The following is a 25,136-nucleotide window of genomic DNA, read 5'->3' on the forward strand; positions in this document are numbered from 1 at the left end:
GGTTGATGAACATGAAGCTTGGATGGAAAGGATGACAAAAAAATGCACCGCAGCCGGGTGGTTCGCCCTGGCTCTGATGGCAGGAACGACTGCAGCCGACGGCAAACCGCTTGCCATGGTGGGGCCTTGGGAGATCCACAGTGTCGACCCCGCCAGCAACGGGGTCTTCTTTACTCGCATGCAGGTGGCGGAGACCCTGGTAGATGTCGATGGGAAAGGCAATCTGCAACCCGGGCTTGCCAGTGAGTGGTCGCGTAGCGATGACGGTCTGCAATGGCGATTCACGTTGCGCCCCGGGGCCCGTTTTCACGATGGCAGCGAGGTGAGCGCCGAGCAGGCCGCTTTTGCCCTGCAACAGGCCTGGCGCAAGCCCGGCGTGATGACCAGCGCTCCCATTGCGTCCATCGAGGCTGGAGATGGCGTCTTGAAGGTCACCCTGAGCGAACCCTTCGCCTCCCTGCCGGCCGTGCTGGCCCACCCCAGCACCCAGATCCTGGCGAAGGCCGCCTACGATGCCAAGGGGGAGGTAACCCAGGTGATAGGCTCTGGCCCCTACCGCATCACCCGCCTGCAACAACCCCAGCGGATAGAGACTGTGCGTTTCGACGGCTGGCAGGGGGCCAGGCCCGCAATCGAGGAGGTCAGCTACCTGACGGTGGGGCGTGCAGAGAGCCGCACCCTGATGGCCGAGAGCGGTCAGGCCGACATCGCCTGGGGGCTGGATCCGGTCAGCATCCGCCGCTTGCAGCAGGCGTCACGGGTCTCCATCGCCTCGGTCACCCTGCCTCGGACCATCCAGCTCAAGCTCAATGGCGCCGATCCTCGTCTGAGCGATCCGGTGGTGCGCCGTGCCCTGAGTCTCGCCATCGATCGTCGTGGTATGGCAGCCGCCTTGCTGCGGGATCCCGAGATGGCGGCAACCCAGCTCTTTCCTCCCACTCTGGGGGAGTGGCACCAGCTCGGGTTGACGCCGCTTGCCTATGACGTCAAGGCGGCCCGGGCGGCCTTCGCGGCGGCAGGCTGGCAGCCGGGGGAGGACGGTGTGCTGCGCAAGGGGGAAGAGCGCTTCGCCCTGACCCTGCGTACCTTCCCTGACCGTCCGGAGCTGCCGCTCCTCGCCACGGCACTGCAGGCACAGTGGAAGGCGGTGGGGGTGGATCTCAAGGTGGCGGTGGGCAACTCGAGCGAGATCCCGGCGGGCCATCAGGACGGCTCGCTCCAGCTTGGTCTCTACGCCCGCAATTATGCCCTGGTACCGGATCCCCTGGTCACGTTGCTGGGGGACTTGGCCCCTGCCGGTGCGGACTGGGGGGTGATGAACTGGCACTCCCCGGCCGTGACGCAAACACTGACCCGCCTTGCCACGCAAGCCTTGTCGCCCACAGACGCCGCTGCGGCTCGCCGGGAGATAGCCACGACACTGCAACAGGAGTTGCCGCTCCTGCCCATCGCCTGGTACCGCCAGAGCGCGGCGGTCAGTCGGGGGCTGGAGGGGTTTGAACTCGATCCCCAGGAGCGCAGCTATGGCCTGGACAAGTTGACATGGAGCGCACGATGACAGCGACACCCTTGTCTCGCGTCATGGGGATACTGGGTCAGCGTCTGGTGCAGGCGCTGGTGGTTGCCCTGCTGGTGGCCGGACTCTGTTTTCTGATGGTGCAGTCCCTGCCCGGAGACATCGCCTTTCGCATCGCGGCGGGTCGTTATGGCTATGACTATGTCACCGCCGAGGCGGCCAACGCGGTGCGCAGCGAGCTGGGGCTGGCCGGCTCGGCCCTTGCCCGTTTTGGCGACTGGCTGTGGGCCTTGCTGCAAGGGGATCTCGGCAGCTCCCTGGTGACGGGCGCACCGGTCGCCACCGACGTGGGTCATCACCTGGGCGCCACCCTGACGCTCGCGAGCGCCTCCGTGGTGCTGGCGCTGGTGGTGGCGCTGCCGCTTGGCAGCCTGAGTGCGCTGCGCCCGGGGGGATGGTGTGATCGCCTGACCCTGGGCTGGAGCGTGCTGATGCGTGCGTTGCCCCCCTTCTTGCTCGGCCTGGTGCTCATGGTGATGCTCTCGGTGGAGCTGGGCTGGGTCAGTGCGGCAGGGCACGGGGAGGGGAGCAACCTGCTGCTGCCCGCCCTGACCCTGGGATTGGGGCTCTCCGGCGTGCTCTCCCGGGTGGTGCGTGAAAGCGTGCTCACCGTGGTGCAGTCCGGTTATTACCGATTTGCCCTCACCAAGGGGCTTTCGCCGGCCCGGGTTTTCTGGCGCCACGGTCTGCGCAACACCGGGGTCAGCATCATCGCCTACACCAGCGTGCAGCTGGTGCTGCTCATCGAGGGGGTCGTGGTGGTCGAGAGCCTGTTTGCCTGGCCCGGGATCGGCCATGCGCTGGTGCACGCCATCTTCTGGCGCGACATCCCCATGGTTCAGGGGACCGTGCTGGTGCTGGCGGTGCTCTTCGTGCTGCTCAATACCCTTACCGATCTGCTTTGTCTTGCCATTGACCCCCGTGGTCCCAAGGAGTCCTGATCATGTCGTTGTCTGTCAAAACGGGGCTGGGCCTGCTCCTGCTGGTGGTGCTGTTTGCCCTGCTGGGCCCCGTGCTCTGGCCCGATCCGGCGGCTCAGGATCTGGCACAGTTTCTGGCTGATCCCTCCTGGCAGGAGCCCCTCGGGCGGGATCAGATGGGGCGCAGCCTGATGGCGCGCCTCGCGGCGGCGACCCGGCTCTCCCTGCTGCTGGGACTGCTGTGCGTCATCACGGCGGCGCTGTTGGGGTCATTGCTGGGCTGGCTCTCGGCCTGGCGCGGCGGCTGGGTCGACGGTCTGCTGCGCAGCCTGGCCGACGGCGTGCTGGCCCTGCCAGGCCTGTTGCTGGTGCTGCTCTTCTCCGCCATGGCCCAGGGTGGCTTTGCCATCCTCTATCTCGGGTTGGCCATGGCCCAGTGGGTGGAGTATTACCGGGTGGTGCGTGCCCGCAGCCGGGGGCTGCTCGCCTCGCCCCAGGTGGAGGCGTCCCGTCTGCTGGGATTCGGCCATGCCCATGTAGTGCGGCGCCATCTCTGGCCCGAGCTCGCCCCCCAGTTGCTCACCATGATGGCCTTCGGCCTAGCGGGGGCCATTCTAACCCTCTCTACCCTGGGCTTTGTCGGAGTGGGCATTCAGCCGCCCACGCCCGAGCTGGGGCTGATGATGACGGAGGCGCTGCCCCACTATCAGGAGGCTCCCCGTCTGTTACTGGCCCCCATTCTTGTCATGGGGCTGATGTTGCTGGCTCTGGTGCTGCTTCATCAGACGCGCGGCCTTGACATGCCATCTTCACAAGGAGCCACCTCATGACGGCCATTCATATCAAGGGGTTGCAGGTCGATGATGGCCAGAAAACCCTGTTGCAGGCGCTGGATTTCACCATTCATCCCGGCACCGCCCTGACCCTGATCGGGGAGAGCGGCTCGGGCAAATCCCTGTTGGCTCATGCCCTGATGGGGACGTTGCCAGCCCCCCTGGCAGGCCGGGGCGAGATGGTGTCGGGTGGCCGCCATCACAACCTGGCCGACACGCCTCGCCTGCGTACTCTCTGGGGGCGGGAGCTGGCGATGCTGCCCCAGGAGCCGGTGCTGGCGCTGGATCCCACCATGGGGTTGCTTGCCCAGGTGGAGGAGGGGTGGCTGCCAGGCGGCAAGGAGGCCCGATCGCGGGCCCGCGCCGCCCTCGAGCGGCTTGGACTGGCCGGGCGGGAGGGCGCCTTTGTACACCAGCTCTCGGGAGGCATGGCCCAGCGTGCGGCCTTTGCCGCCGCCACCCTGGGGGAGGCCCGTCTGCTGGTGGCCGACGAGCCCACCAAGGGGCTCGACAGCCGGGCCGCAGTCAGGCTGGGTGCCTCGTTGCTGGGCTACCTGGCCCGTGGACGCCATCTGCTGACCATCACCCATGATCTCTCCCTGGCTCGCGCATTGGGGGGCTGGGTGCTGGTGGTCAAGGGAGGAGAGATCGTGGAGCAGGGGCCCGCCGAGCGTGTGCTGCACACGCCATCCCATGCCTATACCCGGGCCCTGCTGGCGGCGGAGCCCTCCGCCTGGCCCGAGGCGGTCGTCCCTCCTACCGGTGACTGGCTCATCCGCGGGAAGGGGCTTGCCATGGGATATGGGGATCAACCCCTGTTCACGGGGCTCGACCTTGCCCTGGCGCAGGGGGAGCGAATGGCCATCATGGCGCCGAGCGGCGCGGGCAAGAGCACCCTCGGCAACGTGCTGCTAGGTCTGCAACGCCCCCTGCAAGGAGAGGTGCTGCGCCGGGAAGAGGTAGCCCCCTGCCGCTGGCAGAAGCTCTATCAGGATCCGGTGCAGGCCTTTGCCAGCCGGGTGCGCCTCGCCACCCAGTTCGATGATGTGCTGCGTCTGCACAGGCTGCCTCGCCATCGGCTTGTCGACTATCTGGCCCGGTTGGGGTTGGATGAACGGCTGCTGACGCGCCTGCCAAACCAGGTCTCGGGGGGGGAGCTGCAGCGGCTGTCGCTTATCCGGGCCCTGTTGCTGCGCCCCGTGTTGCTGTTCGCCGATGAGCCCACGTCCCGGCTCGATCCCCTGAGCCAGCAACAGACCATCGCCTGTCTGCTTGAGGAACTGGGAGAGATAGGCTGCGCCCTGCTGCTGGTGACCCATGACGAGGGGCTGGCCGGCAAGGTTGCTCCTCGTTGTCTGAGACTGGGGGAGGCGGGTACCCCCATGTTCGAAGGCGCGTCGGCCGAGGTGAGAAGAGTGGGGTAAAGAGGGGACAGGATGAATCCTTCTCACATGATGAGATGACAGTGACGGGGCCTTGGGCCCCGTCGCATTAGAAAAACTTGGGTAAGCAGATTATAAAGTTTCGTTCGTTTTTTGTGATATGAATCACTAATATTGTCGTAAGCCAGAGAGCGTCCTGCTGCTGGCGGGTGCGGGTCCTCCGCCTTGTTCCTCTTCAACGACCTTTGTCAGACACCTCCTGCAGATCCCTGCCCGGAGGGTGGCGGCTTTTTGATCTTTTTCGGACGACAGTATGTATCGGCACAGCTTCTATCCCCTGTTTTTCCTGACCATTCTAATGGTCGCCGTGGGTCAGATGACCCAGACCCTCTATGTGCCCTCCATTCCCATGATGGCGGGGGACTTCCATGTGGCCTCCGGCCAGCTGCAGGCGGTGATGGCCTGCTATCTCATTCCCTACGGCCTCTCCCAGTTCGTTTATGGCCCCTTGTCGGATCGCATCGGTCGTCGTCCTGTGCTCATCATCGGCATGATGATCTTCCTGGTCGGCACCCTCACCATCCAGCTGATCCCGAGCTTCACCGCCCTGCTGGCGGGCAGCCTGATCCAGGGGCTGGGCACCGGGGCAGGGGGTGCCATGAGCCGGACCGTGATGCGCGACCGTTACAGTGGCGGCGAGCTCAACCGTGCCAACAGCCTGGTGAGCATGGGGGTCATCTTCTCCCCTCTGCTGGCACCTGTGCTGGGCGGCTGGCTCACCGAGCTGTTCAACTGGCGTGCCGGCTACTGGTTCCTGTTCGGTTTTGGTGCCCTGACCACCCTGGCGCTGCTGGCCTGGTTTGGGGAGACGCTGCCAGCATCCGCCCGCCAGCATTCGCTGCGGGTGGGCGCCGCCTATCGTCATGTGCTCGGCAACCCGCGCTTTCAGGGCAACCTGCTCTGTCTGATGGCCACCTTTGCCGGCCTCGCGGTGTTCGAAGCGGCGGCCGGGGTGTTGCTGGGGGACGTGCTCAAGCTGAGTGCCCGCACCGTCAGCGTGCTGTTCGTGCTGCCGCTGCCCGGTTATCTGTTCGGCGCCTGGCTCTCCGCCAGACTGAGTTTTCGCCTGAGCCAGGGCAAGCTGATGCGCCTTGGCATCGCCTTCCTGGCCCTGGGGTCGCTCATCATCCTGGTACCCGGGCTGCTCGGCATGGTGAGCGCTGCCTCCCTCGTAGGCGGGGCTGCGGTCTACTTCATTGGCAGCGGCATTCTCTATCCGACCGCCACCTCCTGTGCCATCGAGCCCTTCCCGGGCCAGGCGGGCACCGCGGGAGCCGTGCTCGGGGGCATGCAGAATCTGGGGGCTGGCGTGGTAACCCTGCTGGCCGCCAGCTTCCCGATGACGGGGCAGGTGACCCTGGGGGCCATCATGACGGTGATGGTGCTGATCGTGGCCTTGAGCTTTGTATGGCTGCGCCACCACGGTGCGCCCCACGAGCAGATGGCCGTCTGACACGGCCAAGAGCCCGCCCCGTTGGCGGGTCTTTTACTGCCTCCTGCCGGGTGGCGAGACGCCGCAGACGAGTGGAAGGGGGTTGCCGCGCAGGCAAAGAAAAAGCCCGTCGTGATGACGGGCTTTTTTGGGTAGGTACCCCGGAGATGCCGTTGCCGGTTTGGGCCCTTGAACCGTCGGTTCAAGGCGGAGATCTAATCTGGCCGCAGGCTTCTCGGTCGGGCCGAGCATGCTCAATAGCCAGAAGGCAGACCCCCTGTTTGGTATGAATATCGGCTCGGGGACTTGAACCGGCTGACAAACACTCCAGGGAATTTCAAAACTCGGTGCGATTAGGGCTGTTGTGCCTCTTCGCTGGATTCACCGTATTGTCCGTGCTCGATCAAGGCGGCTTCGATGGTGCGTTGCAGCATCTTGATCCGCTTGTCCATGGTCTCAGAGTATTGGTGGTTTTTCTCTTTTTCAAGGCAGAGCTCATGACAGAAATTGAGCGCTGCCATGACGGCCAGCTGTTCGTTGCTGGAGACCTTGGAACGTTGACGAAGCTCGATGAGCTTGTCGGTCAGCTGGTCGGCGGCCTGGCGCAGGGCATCTTGTTGTCCCAGGGGACAGGACACCTTGTAGGGACGTCCCAGAATGACGATTTCTACGGCCTCTATGCTCATGCCTTCCTCAATACGGCGGGGCTGATTTCCGCCTATATCCACGTGGACAACTGGGCGGGACTATATAGCGCAGATGCAGAAGTTTCAAGGCCTTGCTGGCTCTGGCAGGGGGAGAATGCTAGGATCTCGGCCATAAATTCTGCATATTTGCCTGAACTTTGAGCGGATCCTAGATGAGCAAAACAAACCCCCTGAAATACGCCGCCGTGGCGGACCTGATGGCACAGCACGACCTCATGGCGACGGCCGTCGAGGCCCATGGCGTGATCTGCGGCCTGGTGTGCGGTGGCGTGGCCCTGGACGACAAAAGCTGGCAGCCCCATTTCAATGATCTGATCAACGACGGTTTCGGTCTGCCGGCACCGGTGCGCCAGGTGATGACCGACCTCTATCACGAGGTGATCGAGAGTCTGATGGCACAAAAGGGCGTCGAGCTGCTGCTGCCAAGCGACGAGGCGCCGCTCGATGAGCGCATCGACTCGCTGGTGGACTGGTCCCAGGCCTTCCTGGCCGGCTTTGGCGTGGTGCAACAGGAGCTCTCCAAGGCATCCGAAGAGCTGCAGGAGATGATTCAGGACATCGCCAGCATCACCCAGGTCTCTGCCGAGTTCGATCAGGAAGATGAAGAGAACGAAGCCTCCTTCCTGGTGCTCTACGAACACGTGCGCCTCGGAGTCATGATGGCGTTCGAGGAATTTGGCAAGCGCCCGGCCGCGCCGAGCACGCCGCCGACCCTGCACTGATCTGCCCGCCCAGCGGGTCAATGAAAGAGCGCATCACGGCGCTCTTTCTGTTTTACAAGGGGCGAGAGCAGGGGAGGTACTCTGCTAACCCGTGGTGCCAAAGCGGTTTTTTGCCCGTGGCTTCGCATCCCGTCCGCCACCTTTGTGGTAGGATTGGCCCACGTTTTTTCGCCTATGCCCTCTTCTCATGTCTCAATCTGATCTGGTTCACGTCGACGTGGCTATCGTCGGCGGTGGTATGAGCGGTGCCGTGCTGGCCCTCTCCCTTGCCGCCCTGAAAGGACAGGATGGCGCCCCCCTGCAGATCCTGCTGCTGGAGGCGAGTGCGCCCGAGCTCAATGCTCATCCCGGTTTCGATGCCCGTGCCATCGCGCTTTCCGCCGGTACCTGCGAGGCACTGGCCCGTCACGGCCTCTGGCCGCACCTGGCGCCCCACTGCTCCCCCATCACCCATATCCATGTGTCGGATCGGGGCCACTGCGGCCAGACCCGGCTGTCGGCGGCGGAGTATGGCCTGCCCGCCCTCGGTCAGGTGATCGAGCTGTCGGCGGCGGGCATCGTGCTGCAAGAGGCGATCGCCGCCTGCCCGCAGATCCGTATGTTGTGCCCGGCCAGGCTTGAGGCCATCGACCCCGACGAGGCGGGAGTGACGCTCGCCCTGGAGGGCGGCGCGCGCTACCGCACCCGGCTGCTGGTGGCGGCCGACGGGGGCCACTCCTTCGTGCGCCAGCATTTCAAGATGCCGGTCAGTCGCCACGATTATGGCCAGAGCGCCATCATCGCCACCGTCAAGACCGCCGAGGATCCCGCCGGACGGGCCTTCGAGCGCTTCACCGATGGAGGGCCGCTGGCCCTGCTGCCCATGCAGGACGGCCTCTCCTCCCTGGTGTGGAGCGTGCCGCAGGACGAGGCACAGGGGCTGCTTGCACTGGATGACGCCGCCTTTCTCGCCCGTCTGCAGCAGGCTTTTGGCTGGCGCCTCGGGCGCATCGAGCGTACCGGCGTGCGCCACCTCTATCCGCTGGTGCTGACGGTGGCCGACTACCCGCTGGCCCAGCGCACCGTGCTGGTGGGTAACGCCGCCCACCTGCTGCACCCCATCGCCGGTCAGGGGTTCAACCTCGGCATGCGGGATCTGGACGTGCTGACCCGGACCCTGGCCCGTGCACTCGCGGCGGGGGAAGACATCGGCGGCTTTGAGGTGCTAAGCGGCTACTGGCAGCAGCGGCGGGACGATCAGGCCCAGACCGTCTGGCTCACGTCCTCCCTGGCCCAGCTCTTCTCAAACCATCACGCTCCCCTGGTGGTGGGCCGCAATCTGGCGCTCTCCCTGATGGGCAGAGTGCCCTGGCTCAAGGCACCGCTCGCCTCCCGCACCCTGGGATTCGTGGGCGAGGTGTGCGGTCAATAAGAGCAGTCGCCCCGGCGGCAAAGACGATTTCGAGCAAGAGGCACGCCTGTGGGCGTCGCCTCGCAGATCCTGGCGACTCGCCCGGAAAGGACACAAGAGAATGCAGATGCAAGATGTGGATGTGGTGATCGTGGGGGGGGGCATGGTGGGCCTGGGGCTCGCTGCCGCCCTCAAGAACCGGGCGATCAAGGTGGCCATCGTGGAAGGCCGGCTGCCCGATGCAACGCTCGGTGAGACGCCGGACAACAGGGTCAGTGCCCTGAGCCTCGCGAGTCAGCACATCCTGCAAGGGGTCGGCGCCTGGGACGGCATAGTGGCGCGCCGCCTGCAGCCCTACGAGAAGATGCAGGTGTGGGAGCAGGACAGTTTCGGCCACATCGATTTCGATGCTGCCAGCCTGCGTCAGGGGTCCCTTGGCCACATCGTCGAGAACCGGGTGATCCAGCTTGCGCTGCTGGACGCCATCGCGGGGGCCAGCAATATCCAGATGCTGACTCCGGCCCGGGCCACCAGCCTGCAGTGCGGGCCAGCGGGCGCCCTGCTGCTGCTGGAAGATGGCCAGGCCCTCTCGGCCAAGCTGGTGGTGGCCGCCGACGGCGCCCACTCCTGGGTGCGCCGTCAGGCCGATATCCCGCTCACCAGCTGGGATTACGGTCATCACGCCCTGGTGGCGACGGTGCGTTGTGCCGAGCCCCATGAGGCGGTGGCGCGCCAGATCTTCACCCCCCAGGGGCCGCTCGCCTTCCTGCCCCTGTGGCAGCCCGACCTCTGCTCCATCGTCTGGTCTGTGCCCGCGGCCCGCGCTGAGGCGCTCTGCGCCCTGGATGACGACGGCTTCAACCGCCAGCTCACCGCCGCCTTTGATGGGCGCCTCGGGCTGTGCAAGGTGGAGGGGGCTCGCAGCGCCATTCCGCTGACCGCCCGCTACGCCCGCGACTTTGCCCGCGAGCGCCTGGTGCTGGTGGGGGATGCGGCCCACACCATCCACCCGCTGGCGGGGCAGGGGGTGAATCTGGGCTTGCTGGATGCCGCCGCTCTGGCGGAGCAGATCCTCATTCATCACGGCAAGGGCGCGGACATCGGCCTGCTCGCCAACCTGCGGGGCTACGAGCGCTGGCGCAAGAGCGAGGCGGCGCGCATGCTGGCGGCCATGGAGGGGCTCAAGCGACTGTTTGCGGGCAGCAACCCCCTCAAGAAGCTGGTGCGCGGGGTGGGGCTTCGCGCCGTCGACGGTCTTGGCCCCCTCAAGCAGGGCATGATCCGGGCCGCCATGGGGCTGGATGGGGAGCTGCCCACCCTGGCCAAGGGTGAAAAAATCTAATCTTACCCCGGGGTTTTAACAAAAAAACTAATCTGACAGGGCGAGATGACCCTTTGGGGGGTCAGCCTTTAATGTTGGCGAGAAGCGAAACGTTTTTCTTTAAATTGTGACGGGACGGTAAAAATCAACATTAAATCCCGCAATGGCGCGGTTTTGGCTGTTTTTATCACTGTTTTTGCCTTAGTGTTTGGTGTCAGTGAGTCGGGTGAGGATTAGTTTTTTTTGAGCGGTGCCCCGGCACGCTTGTCATATAATCCGCTCCGTTCAAGGAATCACTCCTGCCCGCCCGGGCGGGAACGAGCACAGAGCTTGTGGTCCGTAGTTCCCGACGAGCCGGGGCGGATTGCGAGTGTTGTCGCGAACGCTTAAGGAAACACAGCGATGATCCAGACTACTGTATTGCATCCGAAACACCTGGAAGCGGGTGCCAAGATGGTGGACTTCCACGGTTGGGAGATGCCCATCAACTACGGTTCCCAGTTGGAAGAGCACCATGTGGTGCGCACCGATGCAGGCATGTTCGATGTCTCCCACATGACCATCGTCGATTTGACCGGCGAGCGGGTCAAAGCCTTCCTGCAACACCTGCTGGCCAACGACGTGGCCAAACTCACCGTCCCCGGCAAGGCCCTCTACAGCGGCATGCTCAATCCGGAAGGCGGCGTCATCGATGACCTCATCACCTACTTCCTGACCGATACCTTCTACCGCCTGGTGGTGAACTCCGCCACCCGCGAGAAGGATCTGGCCTGGATCCGCCATCACGCCATCGACTTTGCCGTGAGCGTGACCGAGCGCCCCGAGCTTGCCATGATCGCGGTGCAGGGCCCCCACGCCAAGGCCAAGGCGGCCAAGGTGTTCACCCCCGAGCAGAATGCGGCGGTCGAAGGCATGAAGCCCTTCTTCGGTGTGCAGGCCGGGGATCTCTTCATCGCCACCACCGGCTACACCGGCGAAGATGGCTACGAGATCGTGGTCCCCCAAGAGAAGGCGTGCGATCTGTGGCAGGCCCTGCTGGACAACGGCGTGGCCCCTTGTGGCCTGGGTGCCCGTGATACCCTGCGCTTGGAAGCGGGCATGAACCTCTACGGTCAGGACATGGACGAGTCAATCTCTCCGCTTGCCGCCAACATGGCCTGGACCCTGGCCTGGGAGCCTGCCTCCCGCCAATTCATCGGCCGCGCCGCCCTGGAAGCCCAGAAGGCCGCCGGCAACCAGCCCAAGCTGGTGGGTCTGGTGATGGAAGAAAAGGGCGTGCTGCGTGCCGGCATGCCGGTCACCTTCACCAGCGAGAGCGGCGAGACACGGGAAGGGGTGATCACCTCCGGCTCCTTCTCGCCCACCCTGGGTTACAGCATTGCCCTGGCGCGGGTGCCCCGCGATATCGGCGAACAGGCCCAGGTGGAGATCCGCAAGAAGCAGGTCACCGTGAAAGTCACCAAGCCGGCCTTCGTGCGCAACGGCCAGCCGCTGGTGTAATCATTGATTGCGGCGAGGGTTGACCTTCGCCGCCCCATTTTTGTTGAAGCGATCCAAGAGCATAAAGGAAGCACAAATGAGCCATATCCCGAGCGAACTGAAATATGCCACCTCCCACGAGTGGGTCCGTGTTGAAGCCAACGGTGAAGCCGTGGTCGGCATCACCGAGCACGCCCAGGATCTGCTGGGGGACATGGTGTTCGTCGATCTGCCGGAAGTGGGCAAGCAGGTGAGCGCCGGTGAAGATTGCGCCGTGGCGGAGTCCGTCAAGGCTGCCTCCGACATCTACAGCCCGGTGAGCGGCGAGATCCTGGCCGTCAACGAAGAGCTGGAAGGCAGCCCCGAGCTGGTCAACTCCGACCCCTACGGCGCCGGCTGGCTGTTCCGCATCAAGCTGGACGACGCGGGCGAGCTCGCCAACCTGCTGGATGCCGAAGGCTACCAGAACGTGGTGGACGAAGAGTAATGCCCCCGGGCCCTGCCAACACAGCAGGGCCCACTTGTATGACTGCCATCCTGCGGCCATGGCGGTTGCAGGATGGGCGCAGCCTTTGTGCCTTCGGGATGCCCTTGCCGCATTCCCCGTCTGCCCGCGGCGGACACAGAACATGAGTGGAGCCGGTATCGACCGGCTACAGGAACATCAGGTCTTGGTTATCAGGATGTCATGCCAGGACCTATTACCAGGAAATAGGGAAATGACCCAGTCACTGTTTGAACTCGAGCAAAAAACCGATTTCATCCGCCGTCACATCGGCCCGGGTGAGGAAGAACTGCGGGCCCTGCTCGCCACCGTGGGTGCCGAGAGCCTGGACGATCTGATTGAGCAGACGGTCCCCGCCGCCATCCGTCGTCCAGGGCCGCTTGGTATCGGCGCCCCCATGACCGAAGTGGAGGCACTGGCCAAGCTCAAGGGCTATGCGGCCAAGAACCAGATCGCCAAGAGCTACATCGGCATGGGCTACCACGACACCCACGTGCCCCATGTCATCCTGCGCAACGTGCTGGAAAACCCGGGCTGGTACACCGCCTACACCCCCTATCAGCCCGAGCTGGCCCAGGGCCGTCTCGAAGCCCTGCTCAACTTCCAGCAGCTCACCCTGGATCTCACCGGCATGGATCTGGCGAGCGCCTCCCTGCTCGATGAAGCCACCGCCGCCGCCGAAGCCATGGCGCTGGCCAAGCGCATGGCCAAATCCAAATCCAACCTCTTCTTCGTGGCCGACGACGTTCACCCCCAGGTGATCGACGTGGTCAAGGAGCGCGCGGTCCACTTCGGTTTCGATGTGCTGGTCGGCCCTGCGGGCGAGGCCGTGAGCGAAGAGGTGTTCGGTGCCATGTTCCAGTACCCGGGCACCACCGGCAATGTGACCGACCTGCGTTCCCTCATCGCCGCCGTCCAGGCCCAGAAGGGGCTGGCCTGCGTCGGGACCGACATGCTCTCCCTGCTGCTGCTCAAATCCCCGGGTGAACTGGGTGCCGACGTGGTGTTCGGCAGTGCCCAGCGCTTCGGCGTGCCCATGGGTTACGGTGGCCCCCACGCCGCCTTCTTCGCCACCCGCGATGCCTACAAGCGCTCCATGCCGGGTCGCATCATCGGCGTCTCCAAGGATGCCCGTGGCAAGAGCGCCCTGCGCATGGCCATGCAGACCCGCGAGCAGCACATCCGCCGCGAGAAGGCCAACTCCAACATCTGTACTGCCCAGGTGCTGCTGGCCAACATGGCGAGCTTCTACGCCGTTTACCACGGCCCGGTGGGGCTGAAAACCATCGCCTCCCGCGTGCACCGTCTGACCACCATCCTGGCGCTCGGCCTTACCGCCAAGGGCGTGGCCCTCAAGCACGGAAGCTGGTTCGATACCCTCACAGTACTGACGTCGGACAAGGCTGCACTCATTGCCAAGGCCGAGGGGCTCGGCATCAACCTGCGTGCGGATCTCGATGGTGCGGTCGGTGTGTCCCTCTCTGAAACCACCACCCGAGGCGATGTGGCCGAGCTGTTCGACCTGTTCCTTGGGGCGGGTCACGACCTCGATGTGGAGGCCCTCGACCAGGCCGCCCAGACGCATCAGGCGATCCCGCAGGATCTGCTGCGCACCGACGCCGTGCTGACCCACGAGGTATTCAACAAGTACCACTCCGAGACCGAGATGCTGCGCTACATCCACCGTCTCGAAGCGAAAGATCTGGCCCTGAACTACGCCATGATCTCGCTCGGCTCCTGCACCATGAAGCTCAACGCCACCGCCGAGATGATCCCGGTGACCTGGCCTGAATTCGGCAAGCTGCACCCCTTCGCGCCGCTCAAGCAGACCCAGGGTTACCAGCTGCTGCTGGCAGATCTGGAAGATTGGCTGGTGAAGGTGACCGGCTACGATGCGGTCTGCATGCAGCCCAACTCCGGCGCTCAGGGCGAATACGCGGGCCTGCTCGCCATCAAGAAGTACCACGAGTCTCGCGGAGAGGGGCATCGCGATGTCTGCCTCATCCCGGCCTCTGCCCACGGTACCAACCCGGCTTCCGCCCAGATGGCGGGCTTGAAGGTCATCGTCACCGCCTGTGACAAGGCCGGCAACGTGGATCTGGACGACCTGCGGGCCAAGGCCGCCGAGGTCGGAGACCAGCTCTCCTGCCTGATGGTGACCTACCCCTCCACCCACGGGGTGTACGAGGAGACCATCAAGGAGGTGTGCGAAATCGTTCACCAGTATGGTGGTCAGGTTTACCTCGACGGCGCCAACATGAACGCGCAGGTCGGGCTGACGGCGCCAGGCTTTATCGGTGCGGACGTCTCTCACCTCAACCTGCACAAGACCTTCGCCATTCCTCATGGCGGTGGCGGTCCGGGCATGGGTCCCATCGGCGTGAAGAAACACCTGGCACCGTTTGTGGCCGGTCACGCCGTGGTCAAGACCGACAAGGAGAGCCGTGACAACGGCGCCGTGTCTGCCGCCCCGTTCGGCTCGGCCAGCATCCTGCCCATCAGCTGGATGTACATCGCCATGCTGGGTGACGAGGGGCTCAAGAAATCCACCCAGGTCGCCATCCTCAATGCCAACTACCTGGCCAAGAAGCTGGGGGAATCCTTCCCCGTGCTCTATACAGGTCGCAATGGCCGGGTGGCCCACGAGTGCATCCTGGACATCCGCCCGCTCAAAGAAGCCAGTGGCATCAGCGAGATGGACGTGGCCAAGCGCCTGATGGACTACGGCTTCCACGCGCCGACCATGAGCTTCCCGGTAGCGGGCACCCTGATGGTCGAGCCGACCGAATCCGAATCCAAGCGCGAGCTGGATCGCTTCGTGGAAGCCATGACCGCCATCCGCGCCGAGATTGCCCGGGTACAGGACGGTCACTGGAGCCTCGCCGACAACCCCCTGGTCCATGCGCCGCACACCCAGGACGACGTGATGGATGCAGAGTGGAACCGTGGCTACAGCCGCGCCGAGGCGGTCTTCCCGTCCGACGCCGTGCGCGCCAGCAAGCTGTGGCCGTCGGTCAACCGCATCGACGACGTCTATGGCGATCGCAACCTGTTCTGCTCCTGCGTACCCACCGAGGATTACGCCAAGTAATCGCGGCGCAGCAAGACTGACAGCCAATATGCACAAGGCCACCCCCAGGGGTGGCCTTGTTGTGTGTGGCGCCCGCGCGAACGGGCTACTCGCCCCGGCGCGCCGCCTCGATGGTGGCAATGTCAATCTTGCCCATCTGCATCATGGCCTCGAAGGCGCGTCTCGCTGCCTCGGGGTCGGGATCGCTTATCGCCTCGATGAGGACCTGAGGGGTGATCTGCCAGGAGATACCCCACTTGTCCTGACACCAGCCGCATTCACTCGCCCGGCCGCCATGGTCGATGATGCCCTGCCAGTAGCGATCCGTCTCGGCCTGGTCCTGGGTGGCCACCTGAAACGAGAACGCCCAGCTGTGGCGGACCCCGGGCCCGCCGTTGAGGCCGAGGCAGGGGATCCCCATCACCCTGAACTCGACCGTCAGCACGTCCCCTCTCTTGCCGGCGGGATAGTCGGCCGGGGCCCGGTGTACGGCACCGATGGCGGAGTCGGGGAAGAGGCTGGCGTAAAACCGTGCCGCCTCCTCGGCATCCCCGTCATACCAGAGGCAAATCCTGTTCTTGACTGGTCTCATTGTGTCGCAGCTCCATCCTGGTGTTTGTCCTTCGACGCCCGTGAGCGGGCGCCCCGATGGGTATCCTGCCTCCCGCAGCGCCTGCTGCTTCGCTGGGTGACAAGCCAGCCTGTACGCCGTTTGCCACCCGCTTGGGGCTTGCATGATGGGGTCAAGTGTAGTGGCATGGGGATCCTGGTCACCAGGCCGGGAGCCGGCATGAAGGCCGCATCAAGAGAGGAGTCTGCCATGGACAGTACCCAGCGATTCTCGACCCGGGTCGAGGCCTATGTGAAGTATCGCCCCAGCTATCCCGTCGCCATGCTGGATTTTCTGGCAAGAGAGCTGGCCATGGGGCCCGAGTCCCAGGTGGCGGACATCGGCGCGGGCACCGGCATCCTGACGGCCCTGCTGGCTCCCCGGGTCGCGCGGGTCTGGGCGGTGGAGCCCAACGACGATATGCGGGCTGCCGCCAAACGGCTGCTTGCCCAGGTGGGGAACATCGGCTGGCTGCACGGCAGTGCGGAAACCACGGGCCTGCCCACGGGGGCGATGGATCTGGTCACGGTCGCCCAGGCGTTTCACTGGTTCGATCGCGCGGCTTTTCGGCAGGAGTGCCAGCGGCTGCTCAAGCCCGGTGGCCGGGTCGCTCTCATCTGGAATGACAGGCTGACGAACACCCCGTTTCTCAAGGCCTATGAAGAGGGGCTGCACGCCTACTCGGGGGATTACGAGGAGGTCAATCATCGCAACCTCGGCGAGGCGGATTTTCGCGCCTTCTTCACCGGGGAGTTCCGGCTCGATCGCTTCGAGAACAGCCAGCTGTTCGATCTTGACGGGGTGCTTGGACGGCTCAACTCCTCCTCCTATGCGCCTGTGGCGGGCACGCCGGCCCACGATCAGATGACGGCGCTCGTTCGCCGCGAGTTTGCTCGCCATGCCGTTGACGGCAAGATAGCCTTCAACTATTGCACCCTGGTCTACAGTGGCCGGGTGTAGCCCCGTTCAGCGCTGACATCCGCAGTGAAAAGGCCCCCGCCAGTGATGGCGAGGGCCTTGTTTCATTTTGGCGGTCTGTATCCGGGCGATGCGAAAGAGACCGTCGCGCGGCGAAGGGGCGGTATCAGCCCTGATCGATGCTGAGAATGGCCATGGCCTTGGCCAGGGTATCGACCGATTCCTGATGCTTGCCCGCGTTGTGCAGGGTCTCTCCGTCCGCCCTCAACTGCTTCACCTCGGCCAGTTGCTCGGCACTGAGGGCGGGGCCTGCGGCCAGGGCGTCGTCTATCTTCTTCATGTCCATGGGGCAGTGGAAGGCGAGGGCGCTGCCGCAAAAGAGCAGGGCGGCCAACAACAGCATGAGTCTCATCTTTCGGATCTCCATGTGGGGTTCCCGTCAAGCATAGCCCCGCAGGGGAGGGCATTCGGGTTGAAGGGAGCGGGAGGCAGGGGCTACCATGACCCTTTTGCTGCGAGGAGGCTCCATGGCACTGACAAGGTTGCTGTCCCCCCTGACCAGTCTGGTGATCTTCATTCTGGGTCACGGTCTGTTCAATACCCTGCTGACGGTGCGTCTCTCCGCCGAGCAGGTGTCCGCCCAGGCCATCGGTCTGGTGTCGGCTGCCTATTTCGGCGGCCTGGTGCTGGGGACCTTCATCAATGCCCGCCTCATCATCCGGGTGGGGCATATCCGGGCCTATGCGGCTTATGCCTCCCTGCTCTGTTTTCTGTTTCTGCTGCACGGCATGGTGGTGGAGCCTGTCACCTGGGCGGCGCTGCGGCTGATCGGGGGGTTTGCCACCGGCGGCCTGTTCGTGGTGCTGGAGTCCTGGATGCTGGTCTCAAGCACCCCGGCGAACCGGGGGCGGTTGATGTCCCTCTACATGATCCTGCTGTACGGTTCACTTGCCCTGGGCCAGCTGCTGCTCAAGCAGGTGGACCCCATGGTGCTGACGCCGTTCGCCCTGTGCGCCATGGCGGCGACTCTCTCCGTGGTGCCTCTGGCTCTCTCCCGAGTGGCGACGCCGGCCATGGTGGCACCCCAGCCGGTGGGCGTGCTGGAGCTGGTGCGCCTCACTCCGGCGGGAATGGGCAGCAGCTTTACCTCGGGCCTCATCCTCGGGGCCATCTATGGGCTGTTGCCGCTCTATTTCACCGACAGCGGCGCCTCCCTCTCCCAGGTGGCGGACATGATGGCGCTGGTGATCCTGGGGGGGATGTGTCTGCAATATCCTATCGGACGTGCATCTGATCGTTACGACAGACGGTTGGTGATCCTGCTGCTCTGCGCCCTGCTGACCCTGATCGCGTTGTTGATGGTGCTGCTGCCGGAGCCCTGGCGTGAGCCAGTCGAGGGGACTCTTGTCTTCCTGCTGGGGGGCATGGCGTTCTCCATCTATCCCTTGAGCCTCAGCCATGCCTGCGATGAACTGCGCCCGGATCAGGTGCTGGGGGCAAACCAGGGGTTGCTGCTTGCCTACAGCCTGGGGGCCATGACGGGTCCGCTGCTGGCCCCCTTTACCATGGCAACGTTCGGACCACAGGGGCTGTTCGTCTACTTTGCCCTGTGCGGTCTGATGCTGTCGGCCTATCTCGGCTGGCGCAGGCGTAAGCGAGCCCCCATTCCGCTGACGGAGCATCAGGTTTTCATGCCGGTGCCCCCCAACACCCCCATGACGGCGGAGCTGGAGCCAAGAACGGATCTGGAAGGGGAAGCAGTGCCGGCGAGCTATGCCGTGCCTGATGCAGAAGAGAGAGCGGTGAGTGAAGAGGGGCAGGAGAGGGACGCGCCGCAGGGGCGCTGAAGGCTGGCGATCCAACGACAGGGATAAAAAAACCGACTCCAGGGAGTCGGTTTTTTGTTGGGCGGTTATCAGGCGGTCACGGCATCGGCCTGGGTAGCTTGTGCTTCCGGCGCCGGGTTGCGAATGAGGTAATCAAACGCACCCAGGGCGGCGGTGGCACCTGCCCCCATGGAGATGATGATCTGCTTGAACGGTACCGTGGTGGCATCCCCTGCGGCATAGACGCCGGGCAGGGAGGTGGCACCCTTGGTGTCGATCTCGATTTCGCCAAAGCGGGTCAGGGCAATCTCGCTTCCTTTGAGGAACTCGGTGTTCGGCACCAGGCCTATCTGGACGAAGATGCCGGCCACTGCCAGATGCTTGATCTCGCCAGTGGTGCGATCTTCGTAGTCCATGCCCACCACCTTGCTGCCGTCGCCGATCACTTCGGTGGTGCGGGCGCTCATGATGATGTCGATATTGCCCATGGAACGGGCCTTCTTCTGCAGCACGTCGTCGGCACGCAGGGTATCGGCGAACTCCACCACGGTGACGTGCTCGACGATGCCGGCCAGATCGATGGCCGCCTCGATGCCGGAGTTGCCGCCACCGATCACCGCCACGCGCTTGCCCTTGAAGAAGGGGCCGTCACAGTGGGGGCAGTAGGCCACACCCTTGGTACGATACTCGAGTTCACCCGGCACGTTCAGGTCGCGCCAGCGGGCACCGGTTGCCAGGATTACGGCGCGGCTCTTCAAGGTGGCACCGGAGGCGAGGTCCACGTTGACGTAACCATCCTTGCTGATGGCGGCGGCGCGCTGCTCGGTGATCACTTCCACGCCGTACTGCTTGACGTGCTGCTCCAGGCTGGCGGCCAGCTTGGGGCCCTCGGTGTAGGGCACGGAGATGAAGTTCTCGATGCCGACGGTGTCCATCACCTGGCCACCGAAACGTTCGGCGACAATGGCGGTGCGAATGCCTTTGCGGGCGGCATAGATGGCCGCGGCGGCACCGGCCGGGCCACCGCCCACCACCAGCACGTCATAAGGCGCTTTTTCGCTCAGCTCTTGCGCCTTGCGCTCGGCAGCGCCGGTGTCGAGTTTGGCGACGATCTCTTCCAGCGAAATGCGGCCCTGGCTGAACGGCTGACCGTTCAGGTAGACGTTCGGGACCGCCATGATTTGACGCTCGTTCACCTCATCCTGGAACAGGGCACCGTCGATCATGGTGTGGGTGATGCCGGGGTTCAGGGTGGACATCAGGTTCAGGGCCTGTACCACGTCCGGACAGTTGTGGCAGGAGAGGGAAATATAGGTCTCGAAGTGGAACTCGCCCTTGAGGTTCTTCACCTGCTCCAGCACGGCCGGATCGGCCTTGGAGGGGTGACCGCCGCTTTGCAGCAGGGCGAGCACCAGGGAGGTGAATTCATGACCCATGGGAATGCCGGCAAAGTGCACGCGCGGGGCCTGGCCCTGGGGCGCGATGCTCATGGAAGGCTTGCGGGCATTGGTGCCATCGGTCAGGGAAATTTTGGGGGACATCTCGGCGATCTCGCTGGCCAATGCCAGGAGTTCGGCGGATTTGTCGCTGTCATTGCCGGACACGCTGATCTCGATGGGATTGACGATGTACTGCAAGTAACCGTTGAGTTGTTGTTTGAGGTTGGTATCTAACATGGTCGAATTCCTTCTTGCTGAATGCGGGTCGGCACGATGACCGGATACAGAAAACAGAGGTCCACACAGCAGACCGGCGCATTTTCTGAGGGCCGTAAACAAGACCGGCCCTTGAACGGGCCGGTCTTCAGAGCGGGGAGGCTTAGATTTTGCCTACCAGATCCAGGGACGGGGCCAGGGTGGCGTCGCCTTCTTTCCACTTGGCCGGGCACACTTCACCCGGGTGGGAAGCAACGTACTGGGCAGCCTTGACCTTGCGCAGCAGTTCCAGTGCGTCACGGCCGATGCCGCCAGCGTTGATTTCAACGATCTGGATGACGCCTTGCGGGTCGATGACGAAGGTACCGCGGTCAGCCAGGCCAGCTTCTTCGATCATCACGCCGAAGTTGCGGGTGATGGTGCCAGTGGGGTCGCCGATCATCGGGTACTGGATCTTCTGGATGGTGTCAGAAGTGTCGTGCCAGGCCTTGTGGGTGAAGTGGGTGTCGGTGGAGACGGCGTAGATCTCGACGCCCAGCTTCTGGAATTCGGCGTAGTTGTCGGCCAGGTCGCCCAGCTCGGTCGGGCAGACGAAGGTGAAATCAGCCGGGTAGAAGAACACCACGGACCACTTGCCTTTCAGGTCAGCGTCAGACACCTGAACGAATTTGCCATTGTGGTAGGCGGTGGCGTTGAATGGCTTGATTTCAGTGTTGATGTAGGTAGACATGTATTTGCTCCTTGGTGATGTACATATGCCTGTCTGGTGTTGAAGAGTCGTGCCAGACGAGGCGCTTAACTTTCGATGGAGTCATCATAGTGACTTTTTCTAATCGGTCAAAGCCACAATTTTGAATCACATAAATCTATTTATTAGATAGACCATCACAACTGTACCTAACATGAATATCTCAGGCCTTCGGAGATAACTCATTGTCGAAGTTCAATTTCTGTCCTGCATGTCACATTTTCAAGGGCTGGGCCGGATTTGTTTTCATTGCGTGAGCAGAGAAGGGGGCAGACGAGGCGGCGCAGTAGAAAAAAGAGGGATAAAAAAATCCCGGCGCCGTCGCACAGACAGGGCCGGGTCATCAAACAAGGAATGGCGATAAATATGCTTTACAGCAAAGACTAACTACGGGGTGTGCAAACTTGCAGACATATGAAGAGAAGATGGCGGGTGCACAATCCTCATCTCCTCTTCGGCAACCATTGCATGGTGGGCATCATAGTGTGATGAATGTCACAACGCAAGTTTTGTGGTGTAATTTTACAGTCAAATTGAAAGTGTTTCACTTAAATAGCCGTTAAATTAGGCTGAAAACGCTTTTATTGTAATTTTATTACAGGGATTTAAGATCAAAAGTCGGTTGGGGGCTCCTGCTCCTCCATCAGCTCCAGCAGATTGATGGCCACGGCGATGAAGTCCGACTCGGTGACGATGCCAACCAGCTTGCGCCCCTTGAGTACCGGTAGACAGCCATATTTGTGGCGCTGCAGATACAGAGCCGCCTCCTTGATGCCGGCGTGGGGATCCACGCTCGCCACCTGACGAGTCATGATCTCGTCGAGCTGGACGCTGTCGGTGAACTCTTCCTCCCGCTCGGGGTTGATCAGCAGCAGCTTGGATTCGCGGGTGGCCAGGATGTCCGAGAGGGTGACCAGACCAAGCAGATGCTGGTGTTCGTCAACGATGGGAACGTGACGGATCCGCTCCTGCTGCATCAGCTCCATCGCCTGCTTGACGCTGTTTTCCGGACCCAGGGTAAAGGGGTGTTCAGTCATGATCTCGGAGAGGGTCATCATGGTGGGCCTCCTTGTGTGTCTGCTTCCACCCTAGCCCAGCCCCCGTCGCCAGAACATGATCGGGGTCAATACAAAACCTTAAAGGTTTTTTAACGGGCCCAGCCTCACAAAATGGCCCGCTATCCCTTGTCTTCCTTGGGTTTTTAGTCTTTTGGGTTGCCTTGGAAGAGGGGGATAACTAGACTAGCCGCCGATTCCCCCGAGGTGAAAGATGCAAGTATCCGATTTTCATTTTGATCTGCCAGACGAGCTGATTGCCCGCTATCCCATGGCGGAGCGTACCGCCAGCCGCCTGCTGCAGCTCGATGGTCAAACCGGCGCCCTGCGCCACGGTCATTTTGTCGATGTGCTTGACCAGCTCAACCCCGGCGATCTGCTGGTGTTCAACAATACCCGGGTCATTCCGGCCCGCATGTTTGGCCAGAAGGCCAGCGGCGGCAAGCTTGAGGTGCTGGTGGAGCGCATTCTGGACGAGCACAGCGTGCTGGCGCACGTCCGCTCGTCCAAGTCCCCCAAGCCAGGTACCCGTCTCCTTCTGGATGGCGGTGCCGACGGCGTGCCCGTCGAGGCCGAGATGCGTGCCCGCCACGACGCTCTGTTCGAGATCCACTTCCTGGACCCGCGCCCTGTGCTGACCATTCTGGATGCCATCGGCCACATGCCGCTGCCTCCCTATATCGACCGTCCCGACGAGGATGCCGACAAGGAGCGCTACCAGACCGTCTACAACCAGAAGCCGGGTGCCGTGGCGGCGCCGACCGCCGGTCTGCACTTCGACGAGCCGCTGCTCGAGCAGATCCGTGCCAAGGGCGTGGAGATGGCCTTCGTGACCCTGCACGTGGGGGCGGGCACCTTCCAGCCGGTGCGCGTCGACAAGATTGAAGATCACCACATGCACTCGGAATACGCCGAAGTGCCCCAGGAGGTGGTGGATGCCATCGCGGCGACCCGCGCCCGCGGCGGTCGGGTGGTTGCGGTGGGCACCACGTCGGTACGATCCCTCGAGAGCGCAGCCAAGGCGACCCTGGCCCAGGGCAAGCCGCTGGCGCCCTTCTTCAATGACACCGACATCTTCATCTTCCCCGGTTACGAGTTCCAGGTGGTCGATGCCATGATCACCAACTTCCACCTGCCCGAATCCACCCTGATCATGCTGGTCAGCGCCTTTGCCGGCTATGACAACGTGATGGCCGCCTATCAGGCCGCCGTGGCGGGACAGTACCGTTTCTTCAGCTACGGGGACGCCATGTTCGTCACCCGTCGCCGGGTGCAGGGTTAAGCCTTGCCCTTCAGAAGTCGTTCAGGCTCTGCTTGTCAGTATGCCGGCCGGCTTCATATTACCGGGCCCCTCGGGCCCTTTGTTGTCAGACTGTTTCTCTGACTGAATAGAGGTAGCAATGAAATTTGAATTGAAAACCACCGATGGGCGTGCCCGTCGCGGTCAACTGGTGTTCGAGCGTGGCGTGGTCCAGACCCCGGCCTTCATGCCGGTCGGCACCTACGGCACCGTCAAGGGGATGACACCGGAAGAGGTACGTGAGACCGGTGCCCAGATCCTGCTTGGCAACACCTTCCACCTCTGGCTGCGCCCGGGTCAGGAAGTGATGCGCGCCCACGGCGATCTGCACGACTTCATGAACTGGCAGGGGCCGATCCTGACCGACTCCGGTGGTTTCCAGGTGTTCAGTCTGGGGCACATCCGCAAGATCACCGAGGAGGGGGTGCACTTCCGTCATCCCATCAACGGCGAGAAGATCTTCCTCGACCCCGAGAAGTCCATGGAGATCCAGTACGATCTGGGTTCCGACATCGTGATGATCTTCGACGAGTGCACCCCGTACCCGGCCACTTACGAGGAAGCGCGCAAGTCCATGGAGATGTCCCTGCGCTGGGCCAAGCGCTCCCGTGACAAGTTCGATGCGCTGGGCAACAAGAACGCCCTGTTCGGCATCATTCAGGGTTCTGTCTACGAACCGCTGCGGGATGTGTCGCTGGACGGTCTCCTTGAGATCGGCTTCGACGGTTACGCGGTCGGTGGTCTCGCCGTGGGTGAGCCCAAAGAGGACATGCATCGCATCCTTGACCATGTCTGCCCGAAAATTCCAGCCGACAAGCCGCGCTACCTGATGGGGGTGGGCAAGCCGGAGGATCTGGTGGAAGGGGTGCGCCGCGGTATCGATATGTTCGACTGCGTGATGCCGACCCGCAACGCCCGCAACGGTCATCTCTTTACCACCGATGGGGTGGTCAAGATCCGCAACGCCAAGTACCGGGAAGACACCAGCACCCTGGATGCGGACTGCGATTGCTACACCTGCAAGAACTACACCCGCAGCTATCTGTACCATCTGGACAAGTGCAACGAGATCCTCGGTGCCCGTCTGAATACCATCCACAACCTGCGTTATTACCAGCGCGTGATGCAGGGTTTGCGGGACGCGATCGAGCAGGGTAAATTAGACGACTTTGTAACTGAGTTTTACCGTCGGCAAGGGAAGCCTGTGCCTCCACTGGCTGAAAATGACGTGAAATAACAACGACATATAAGTTAGTATTCAAATCTACATCAATAAGAGGTTGTTAAATGAGCATTATCTCCAAGGCGTATGCAGAAGGCGCGGCTCCGGCAGCACAGGGTGGTGGCATGGAAATGATCATCATGCTGGCCGTGTTCGGTCTCATCTTCTACTTCATGATCTACCGTCCCCAGGCCAAGCGTGCCAAGGAGCATCGCAATCTGATGAGCTCCCTCTCCAAGGGCGACGAAGTGCTCACTTCCGGTGGCCTGGTCGGCAAGATCGCCAAGGTTTCCGCCGACAGCGACTACATTGTGCTGGCCCTGAACGATCAGACTCAGGTCACCATCAAGCGTGACTTCGTCTCTGCCGTTCTGCCCAAGGGTTCTATCCAGTCCCTCTAATCTC

22 protein-coding genes and 1 other RNA gene are annotated in these 25,136 nt (G+C 63.0%); 16 read left to right on the plus strand and 7 right to left on the minus strand.

What is annotated here, in order from left to right; all coding sequences use genetic code 11:
* The first annotated feature begins 31 nt into the window (after nucleotides 1–31).
* From AB5Y93_RS10745 to emrD, 5 genes are all read left to right on the plus strand, one after another.
* Nucleotides 32–1,558: an ABC transporter substrate-binding protein gene (locus tag AB5Y93_RS10745; RefSeq protein ID WP_324040843.1), complete on the plus strand. Its 1,527-nt coding sequence runs from the start codon at nucleotides 32–34 to the stop codon at nucleotides 1,556–1,558.
* Nucleotides 1,555–2,517: an ABC transporter permease gene (locus tag AB5Y93_RS10750; protein WP_039038749.1), complete on the plus strand. Its 963-nt coding sequence runs from the start codon at nucleotides 1,555–1,557 to the stop codon at nucleotides 2,515–2,517. Before AB5Y93_RS10745 ends, AB5Y93_RS10750 begins: the two co-directional genes overlap by 4 nt.
* A 2-nt stretch (nucleotides 2,518–2,519) precedes the next feature.
* Nucleotides 2,520–3,326 carry an ABC transporter permease gene (locus AB5Y93_RS10755; RefSeq protein ID WP_010675089.1) on the plus strand — a complete coding sequence of 269 codons (807 nt, stop codon included), beginning with the start codon at nucleotides 2,520–2,522 and terminating at the stop codon, nucleotides 3,324–3,326.
* A complete protein-coding gene (locus AB5Y93_RS10760; protein ID WP_368229321.1) occupies nucleotides 3,323–4,753 on the plus strand; it encodes an ABC transporter ATP-binding protein in 1,431 nt (476 codons plus the stop codon). The genes AB5Y93_RS10755 and AB5Y93_RS10760 overlap by 4 nt, the downstream gene beginning before the upstream one ends.
* A 271-nt stretch (nucleotides 4,754–5,024) precedes the next feature.
* Complete coding sequence (emrD, locus tag AB5Y93_RS10765) at nucleotides 5,025–6,224, plus strand: multidrug efflux MFS transporter EmrD (protein WP_368229322.1); 1,200 nt, start codon at nucleotides 5,025–5,027, stop codon at nucleotides 6,222–6,224.
* Between the two features lie 133 nt (nucleotides 6,225–6,357).
* Here emrD and ssrS read toward each other — a convergent pair.
* Together ssrS and zapA are read right to left on the minus strand one after the other, a co-directional pair.
* A non-coding RNA gene (gene ssrS / locus AB5Y93_RS10770) (6S RNA) lies at nucleotides 6,358–6,540 on the minus strand.
* Between the two features lie 16 nt (nucleotides 6,541–6,556).
* Complete coding sequence (zapA, locus tag AB5Y93_RS10775; RefSeq protein ID WP_010675086.1) at nucleotides 6,557–6,889, minus strand: cell division protein ZapA; 333 nt, start codon at nucleotides 6,887–6,889, stop codon at nucleotides 6,557–6,559.
* A 173-nt stretch (nucleotides 6,890–7,062) separates the two neighbouring features.
* Here zapA and AB5Y93_RS10780 point away from each other — a divergent pair, with 173 nt between their 5' ends.
* The 6 genes from AB5Y93_RS10780 to gcvP all read left to right on the plus strand — a co-directional run bounded on the left by AB5Y93_RS10780 (nucleotide 7,063) and on the right by gcvP (nucleotide 15,418).
* A complete protein-coding gene (locus AB5Y93_RS10780; protein WP_042864005.1) occupies nucleotides 7,063–7,632 on the plus strand; it encodes a UPF0149 family protein in 570 nt (189 codons plus the stop codon).
* 187 nt (nucleotides 7,633–7,819) lie between these two features.
* On the plus strand, nucleotides 7,820–9,043 hold the full coding sequence (ubiH, locus tag AB5Y93_RS10785) for a 2-octaprenyl-6-methoxyphenyl hydroxylase (RefSeq protein WP_368229323.1): 1,224 nt from the start codon (nucleotides 7,820–7,822) through the stop codon (nucleotides 9,041–9,043).
* 100 nt (nucleotides 9,044–9,143) lie between these two features.
* Nucleotides 9,144–10,364 carry an FAD-dependent 2-octaprenylphenol hydroxylase gene (locus AB5Y93_RS10790; RefSeq protein WP_368229324.1) on the plus strand — a complete coding sequence of 407 codons (1,221 nt, stop codon included), beginning with the start codon at nucleotides 9,144–9,146 and terminating at the stop codon, nucleotides 10,362–10,364.
* A gap of 381 nt (nucleotides 10,365–10,745) precedes the next feature.
* Nucleotides 10,746–11,843, plus strand: coding sequence for a glycine cleavage system aminomethyltransferase GcvT (gcvT, locus tag AB5Y93_RS10795; protein ID WP_010675082.1), 1,098 nt, complete (start codon nucleotides 10,746–10,748; stop codon nucleotides 11,841–11,843).
* Between the two features lie 76 nt (nucleotides 11,844–11,919).
* Complete coding sequence (gene gcvH, locus AB5Y93_RS10800; RefSeq protein WP_010675081.1) at nucleotides 11,920–12,309, plus strand: glycine cleavage system protein GcvH; 390 nt, start codon at nucleotides 11,920–11,922, stop codon at nucleotides 12,307–12,309.
* A gap of 232 nt (nucleotides 12,310–12,541) precedes the next feature.
* Nucleotides 12,542–15,418 (plus strand): aminomethyl-transferring glycine dehydrogenase, encoded by a 2,877-nt coding sequence (gene gcvP / locus AB5Y93_RS10805; RefSeq protein ID WP_368229325.1) that lies wholly within the window; start codon nucleotides 12,542–12,544, stop codon nucleotides 15,416–15,418.
* An 85-nt stretch (nucleotides 15,419–15,503) separates the two neighbouring features.
* On the opposite strand, the gene AB5Y93_RS10810 is transcribed toward gcvP, so the two are convergent.
* Nucleotides 15,504–15,989, minus strand: coding sequence for a VOC family protein (locus tag AB5Y93_RS10810; protein WP_368229326.1), 486 nt, complete (start codon nucleotides 15,987–15,989; stop codon nucleotides 15,504–15,506).
* A gap of 228 nt (nucleotides 15,990–16,217) precedes the next feature.
* On the opposite strand from AB5Y93_RS10810, the gene AB5Y93_RS10815 reads away from it, so the two are divergent.
* Complete coding sequence (locus AB5Y93_RS10815; protein ID WP_368229327.1) at nucleotides 16,218–16,967, plus strand: class I SAM-dependent methyltransferase; 750 nt, start codon at nucleotides 16,218–16,220, stop codon at nucleotides 16,965–16,967.
* Nucleotides 16,968–17,091: 124 nt separating this feature from the next.
* Here the strand turns inward: AB5Y93_RS10815 and AB5Y93_RS10820 are convergent, their stop codons facing one another.
* Entirely contained in the window at nucleotides 17,092–17,337 is a 246-nt protein-coding gene (locus AB5Y93_RS10820) for a hypothetical protein (protein ID WP_041201636.1), read from the minus strand.
* 115 nt (nucleotides 17,338–17,452) lie between these two features.
* Here AB5Y93_RS10820 and AB5Y93_RS10825 point away from each other — a divergent pair, with 115 nt between their 5' ends.
* Nucleotides 17,453–18,772 carry an MFS transporter gene (locus AB5Y93_RS10825; protein ID WP_368229328.1) on the plus strand — a complete coding sequence of 440 codons (1,320 nt, stop codon included), beginning with the start codon at nucleotides 17,453–17,455 and terminating at the stop codon, nucleotides 18,770–18,772.
* Between the two features lie 68 nt (nucleotides 18,773–18,840).
* On the opposite strand, the gene ahpF is transcribed toward AB5Y93_RS10825, so the two are convergent.
* From ahpF to AB5Y93_RS10840, 3 genes are all read right to left on the minus strand, one after another.
* Entirely contained in the window at nucleotides 18,841–20,427 is a 1,587-nt protein-coding gene (gene ahpF, locus AB5Y93_RS10830; protein ID WP_042016663.1) for an alkyl hydroperoxide reductase subunit F, read from the minus strand.
* Nucleotides 20,428–20,569: 142 nt separating this feature from the next.
* Nucleotides 20,570–21,136 carry an alkyl hydroperoxide reductase subunit C gene (gene ahpC / locus AB5Y93_RS10835; protein WP_010675074.1) on the minus strand — a complete coding sequence of 189 codons (567 nt, stop codon included), beginning with the start codon at nucleotides 21,134–21,136 and terminating at the stop codon, nucleotides 20,570–20,572.
* A 629-nt stretch (nucleotides 21,137–21,765) separates the two neighbouring features.
* Complete coding sequence (locus AB5Y93_RS10840) at nucleotides 21,766–22,212, minus strand: CBS domain-containing protein (RefSeq protein WP_368229329.1); 447 nt, start codon at nucleotides 22,210–22,212, stop codon at nucleotides 21,766–21,768.
* Nucleotides 22,213–22,423: 211 nt separating this feature from the next.
* Here AB5Y93_RS10840 and queA point away from each other — a divergent pair, with 211 nt between their 5' ends.
* The 3 genes from queA (at nucleotide 22,424) to yajC (ending at nucleotide 25,132) form a co-directional block, all read left to right on the plus strand.
* A complete protein-coding gene (queA, locus tag AB5Y93_RS10845; RefSeq protein WP_010675072.1) occupies nucleotides 22,424–23,491 on the plus strand; it encodes a tRNA preQ1(34) S-adenosylmethionine ribosyltransferase-isomerase QueA in 1,068 nt (355 codons plus the stop codon).
* Nucleotides 23,492–23,609: 118 nt separating this feature from the next.
* Nucleotides 23,610–24,746 (plus strand): tRNA guanosine(34) transglycosylase Tgt, encoded by a 1,137-nt coding sequence (gene tgt, locus AB5Y93_RS10850; protein WP_010675071.1) that lies wholly within the window; start codon nucleotides 23,610–23,612, stop codon nucleotides 24,744–24,746.
* Between the two features lie 50 nt (nucleotides 24,747–24,796).
* Nucleotides 24,797–25,132 (plus strand): preprotein translocase subunit YajC, encoded by a 336-nt coding sequence (gene yajC, locus AB5Y93_RS10855; protein ID WP_010675070.1) that lies wholly within the window; start codon nucleotides 24,797–24,799, stop codon nucleotides 25,130–25,132.
* Nucleotides 25,133–25,136: the final 4 nt, after the last annotated feature.

Origin of the sequence: Aeromonas sp. R10-1 (assembly GCF_040908465.1) — a bacterium.
Classification (GTDB): domain Bacteria; phylum Pseudomonadota; class Gammaproteobacteria; order Enterobacterales; family Aeromonadaceae; genus Aeromonas; species Aeromonas caviae.

Bases quoted from the DNA above. Each gene is read 5' to 3' on its own strand.
- AB5Y93_RS10745 (WP_324040843.1), top strand. From the start codon at position 32: ATGACAAAAAAATGCACCGCAGCCGGGTGGTTCGCCCTGGCTCTGATG.
- AB5Y93_RS10750 (WP_039038749.1), top strand. From the start codon at position 1,555: ATGACAGCGACACCCTTGTCTCGCGTCATGGGGATACTGGGTCAGCGT.
- AB5Y93_RS10755 (WP_010675089.1), top strand. From the start codon at position 2,520: ATGTCGTTGTCTGTCAAAACGGGGCTGGGCCTGCTCCTGCTGGTGGTG.
- AB5Y93_RS10760 (WP_368229321.1), top strand. From the start codon at position 3,323: ATGACGGCCATTCATATCAAGGGGTTGCAGGTCGATGATGGCCAGAAA.
- emrD (WP_368229322.1), top strand. From the start codon at position 5,025: ATGTATCGGCACAGCTTCTATCCCCTGTTTTTCCTGACCATTCTAATG.
- zapA (WP_010675086.1), bottom strand. From the start codon at position 6,889: ATGAGCATAGAGGCCGTAGAAATCGTCATTCTGGGACGTCCCTACAAG.
- AB5Y93_RS10780 (WP_042864005.1), top strand. From the start codon at position 7,063: ATGAGCAAAACAAACCCCCTGAAATACGCCGCCGTGGCGGACCTGATG.
- ubiH (WP_368229323.1), top strand. From the start codon at position 7,820: ATGTCTCAATCTGATCTGGTTCACGTCGACGTGGCTATCGTCGGCGGT.
- AB5Y93_RS10790 (WP_368229324.1), top strand. From the start codon at position 9,144: ATGCAGATGCAAGATGTGGATGTGGTGATCGTGGGGGGGGGCATGGTG.
- gcvT (WP_010675082.1), top strand. From the start codon at position 10,746: ATGATCCAGACTACTGTATTGCATCCGAAACACCTGGAAGCGGGTGCC.
- gcvH (WP_010675081.1), top strand. From the start codon at position 11,920: ATGAGCCATATCCCGAGCGAACTGAAATATGCCACCTCCCACGAGTGG.
- gcvP (WP_368229325.1), top strand. From the start codon at position 12,542: ATGACCCAGTCACTGTTTGAACTCGAGCAAAAAACCGATTTCATCCGC.
- AB5Y93_RS10810 (WP_368229326.1), bottom strand. From the start codon at position 15,989: ATGAGACCAGTCAAGAACAGGATTTGCCTCTGGTATGACGGGGATGCC.
- AB5Y93_RS10815 (WP_368229327.1), top strand. From the start codon at position 16,218: ATGGACAGTACCCAGCGATTCTCGACCCGGGTCGAGGCCTATGTGAAG.
- AB5Y93_RS10820 (WP_041201636.1), bottom strand. From the start codon at position 17,337: ATGAGACTCATGCTGTTGTTGGCCGCCCTGCTCTTTTGCGGCAGCGCC.
- AB5Y93_RS10825 (WP_368229328.1), top strand. From the start codon at position 17,453: ATGGCACTGACAAGGTTGCTGTCCCCCCTGACCAGTCTGGTGATCTTC.
- ahpF (WP_042016663.1), bottom strand. From the start codon at position 20,427: ATGTTAGATACCAACCTCAAACAACAACTCAACGGTTACTTGCAGTAC.
- ahpC (WP_010675074.1), bottom strand. From the start codon at position 21,136: ATGTCTACCTACATCAACACTGAAATCAAGCCATTCAACGCCACCGCC.
- AB5Y93_RS10840 (WP_368229329.1), bottom strand. From the start codon at position 22,212: ATGATGACCCTCTCCGAGATCATGACTGAACACCCCTTTACCCTGGGT.
- queA (WP_010675072.1), top strand. From the start codon at position 22,424: ATGCAAGTATCCGATTTTCATTTTGATCTGCCAGACGAGCTGATTGCC.
- tgt (WP_010675071.1), top strand. From the start codon at position 23,610: ATGAAATTTGAATTGAAAACCACCGATGGGCGTGCCCGTCGCGGTCAA.
- yajC (WP_010675070.1), top strand. From the start codon at position 24,797: ATGAGCATTATCTCCAAGGCGTATGCAGAAGGCGCGGCTCCGGCAGCA.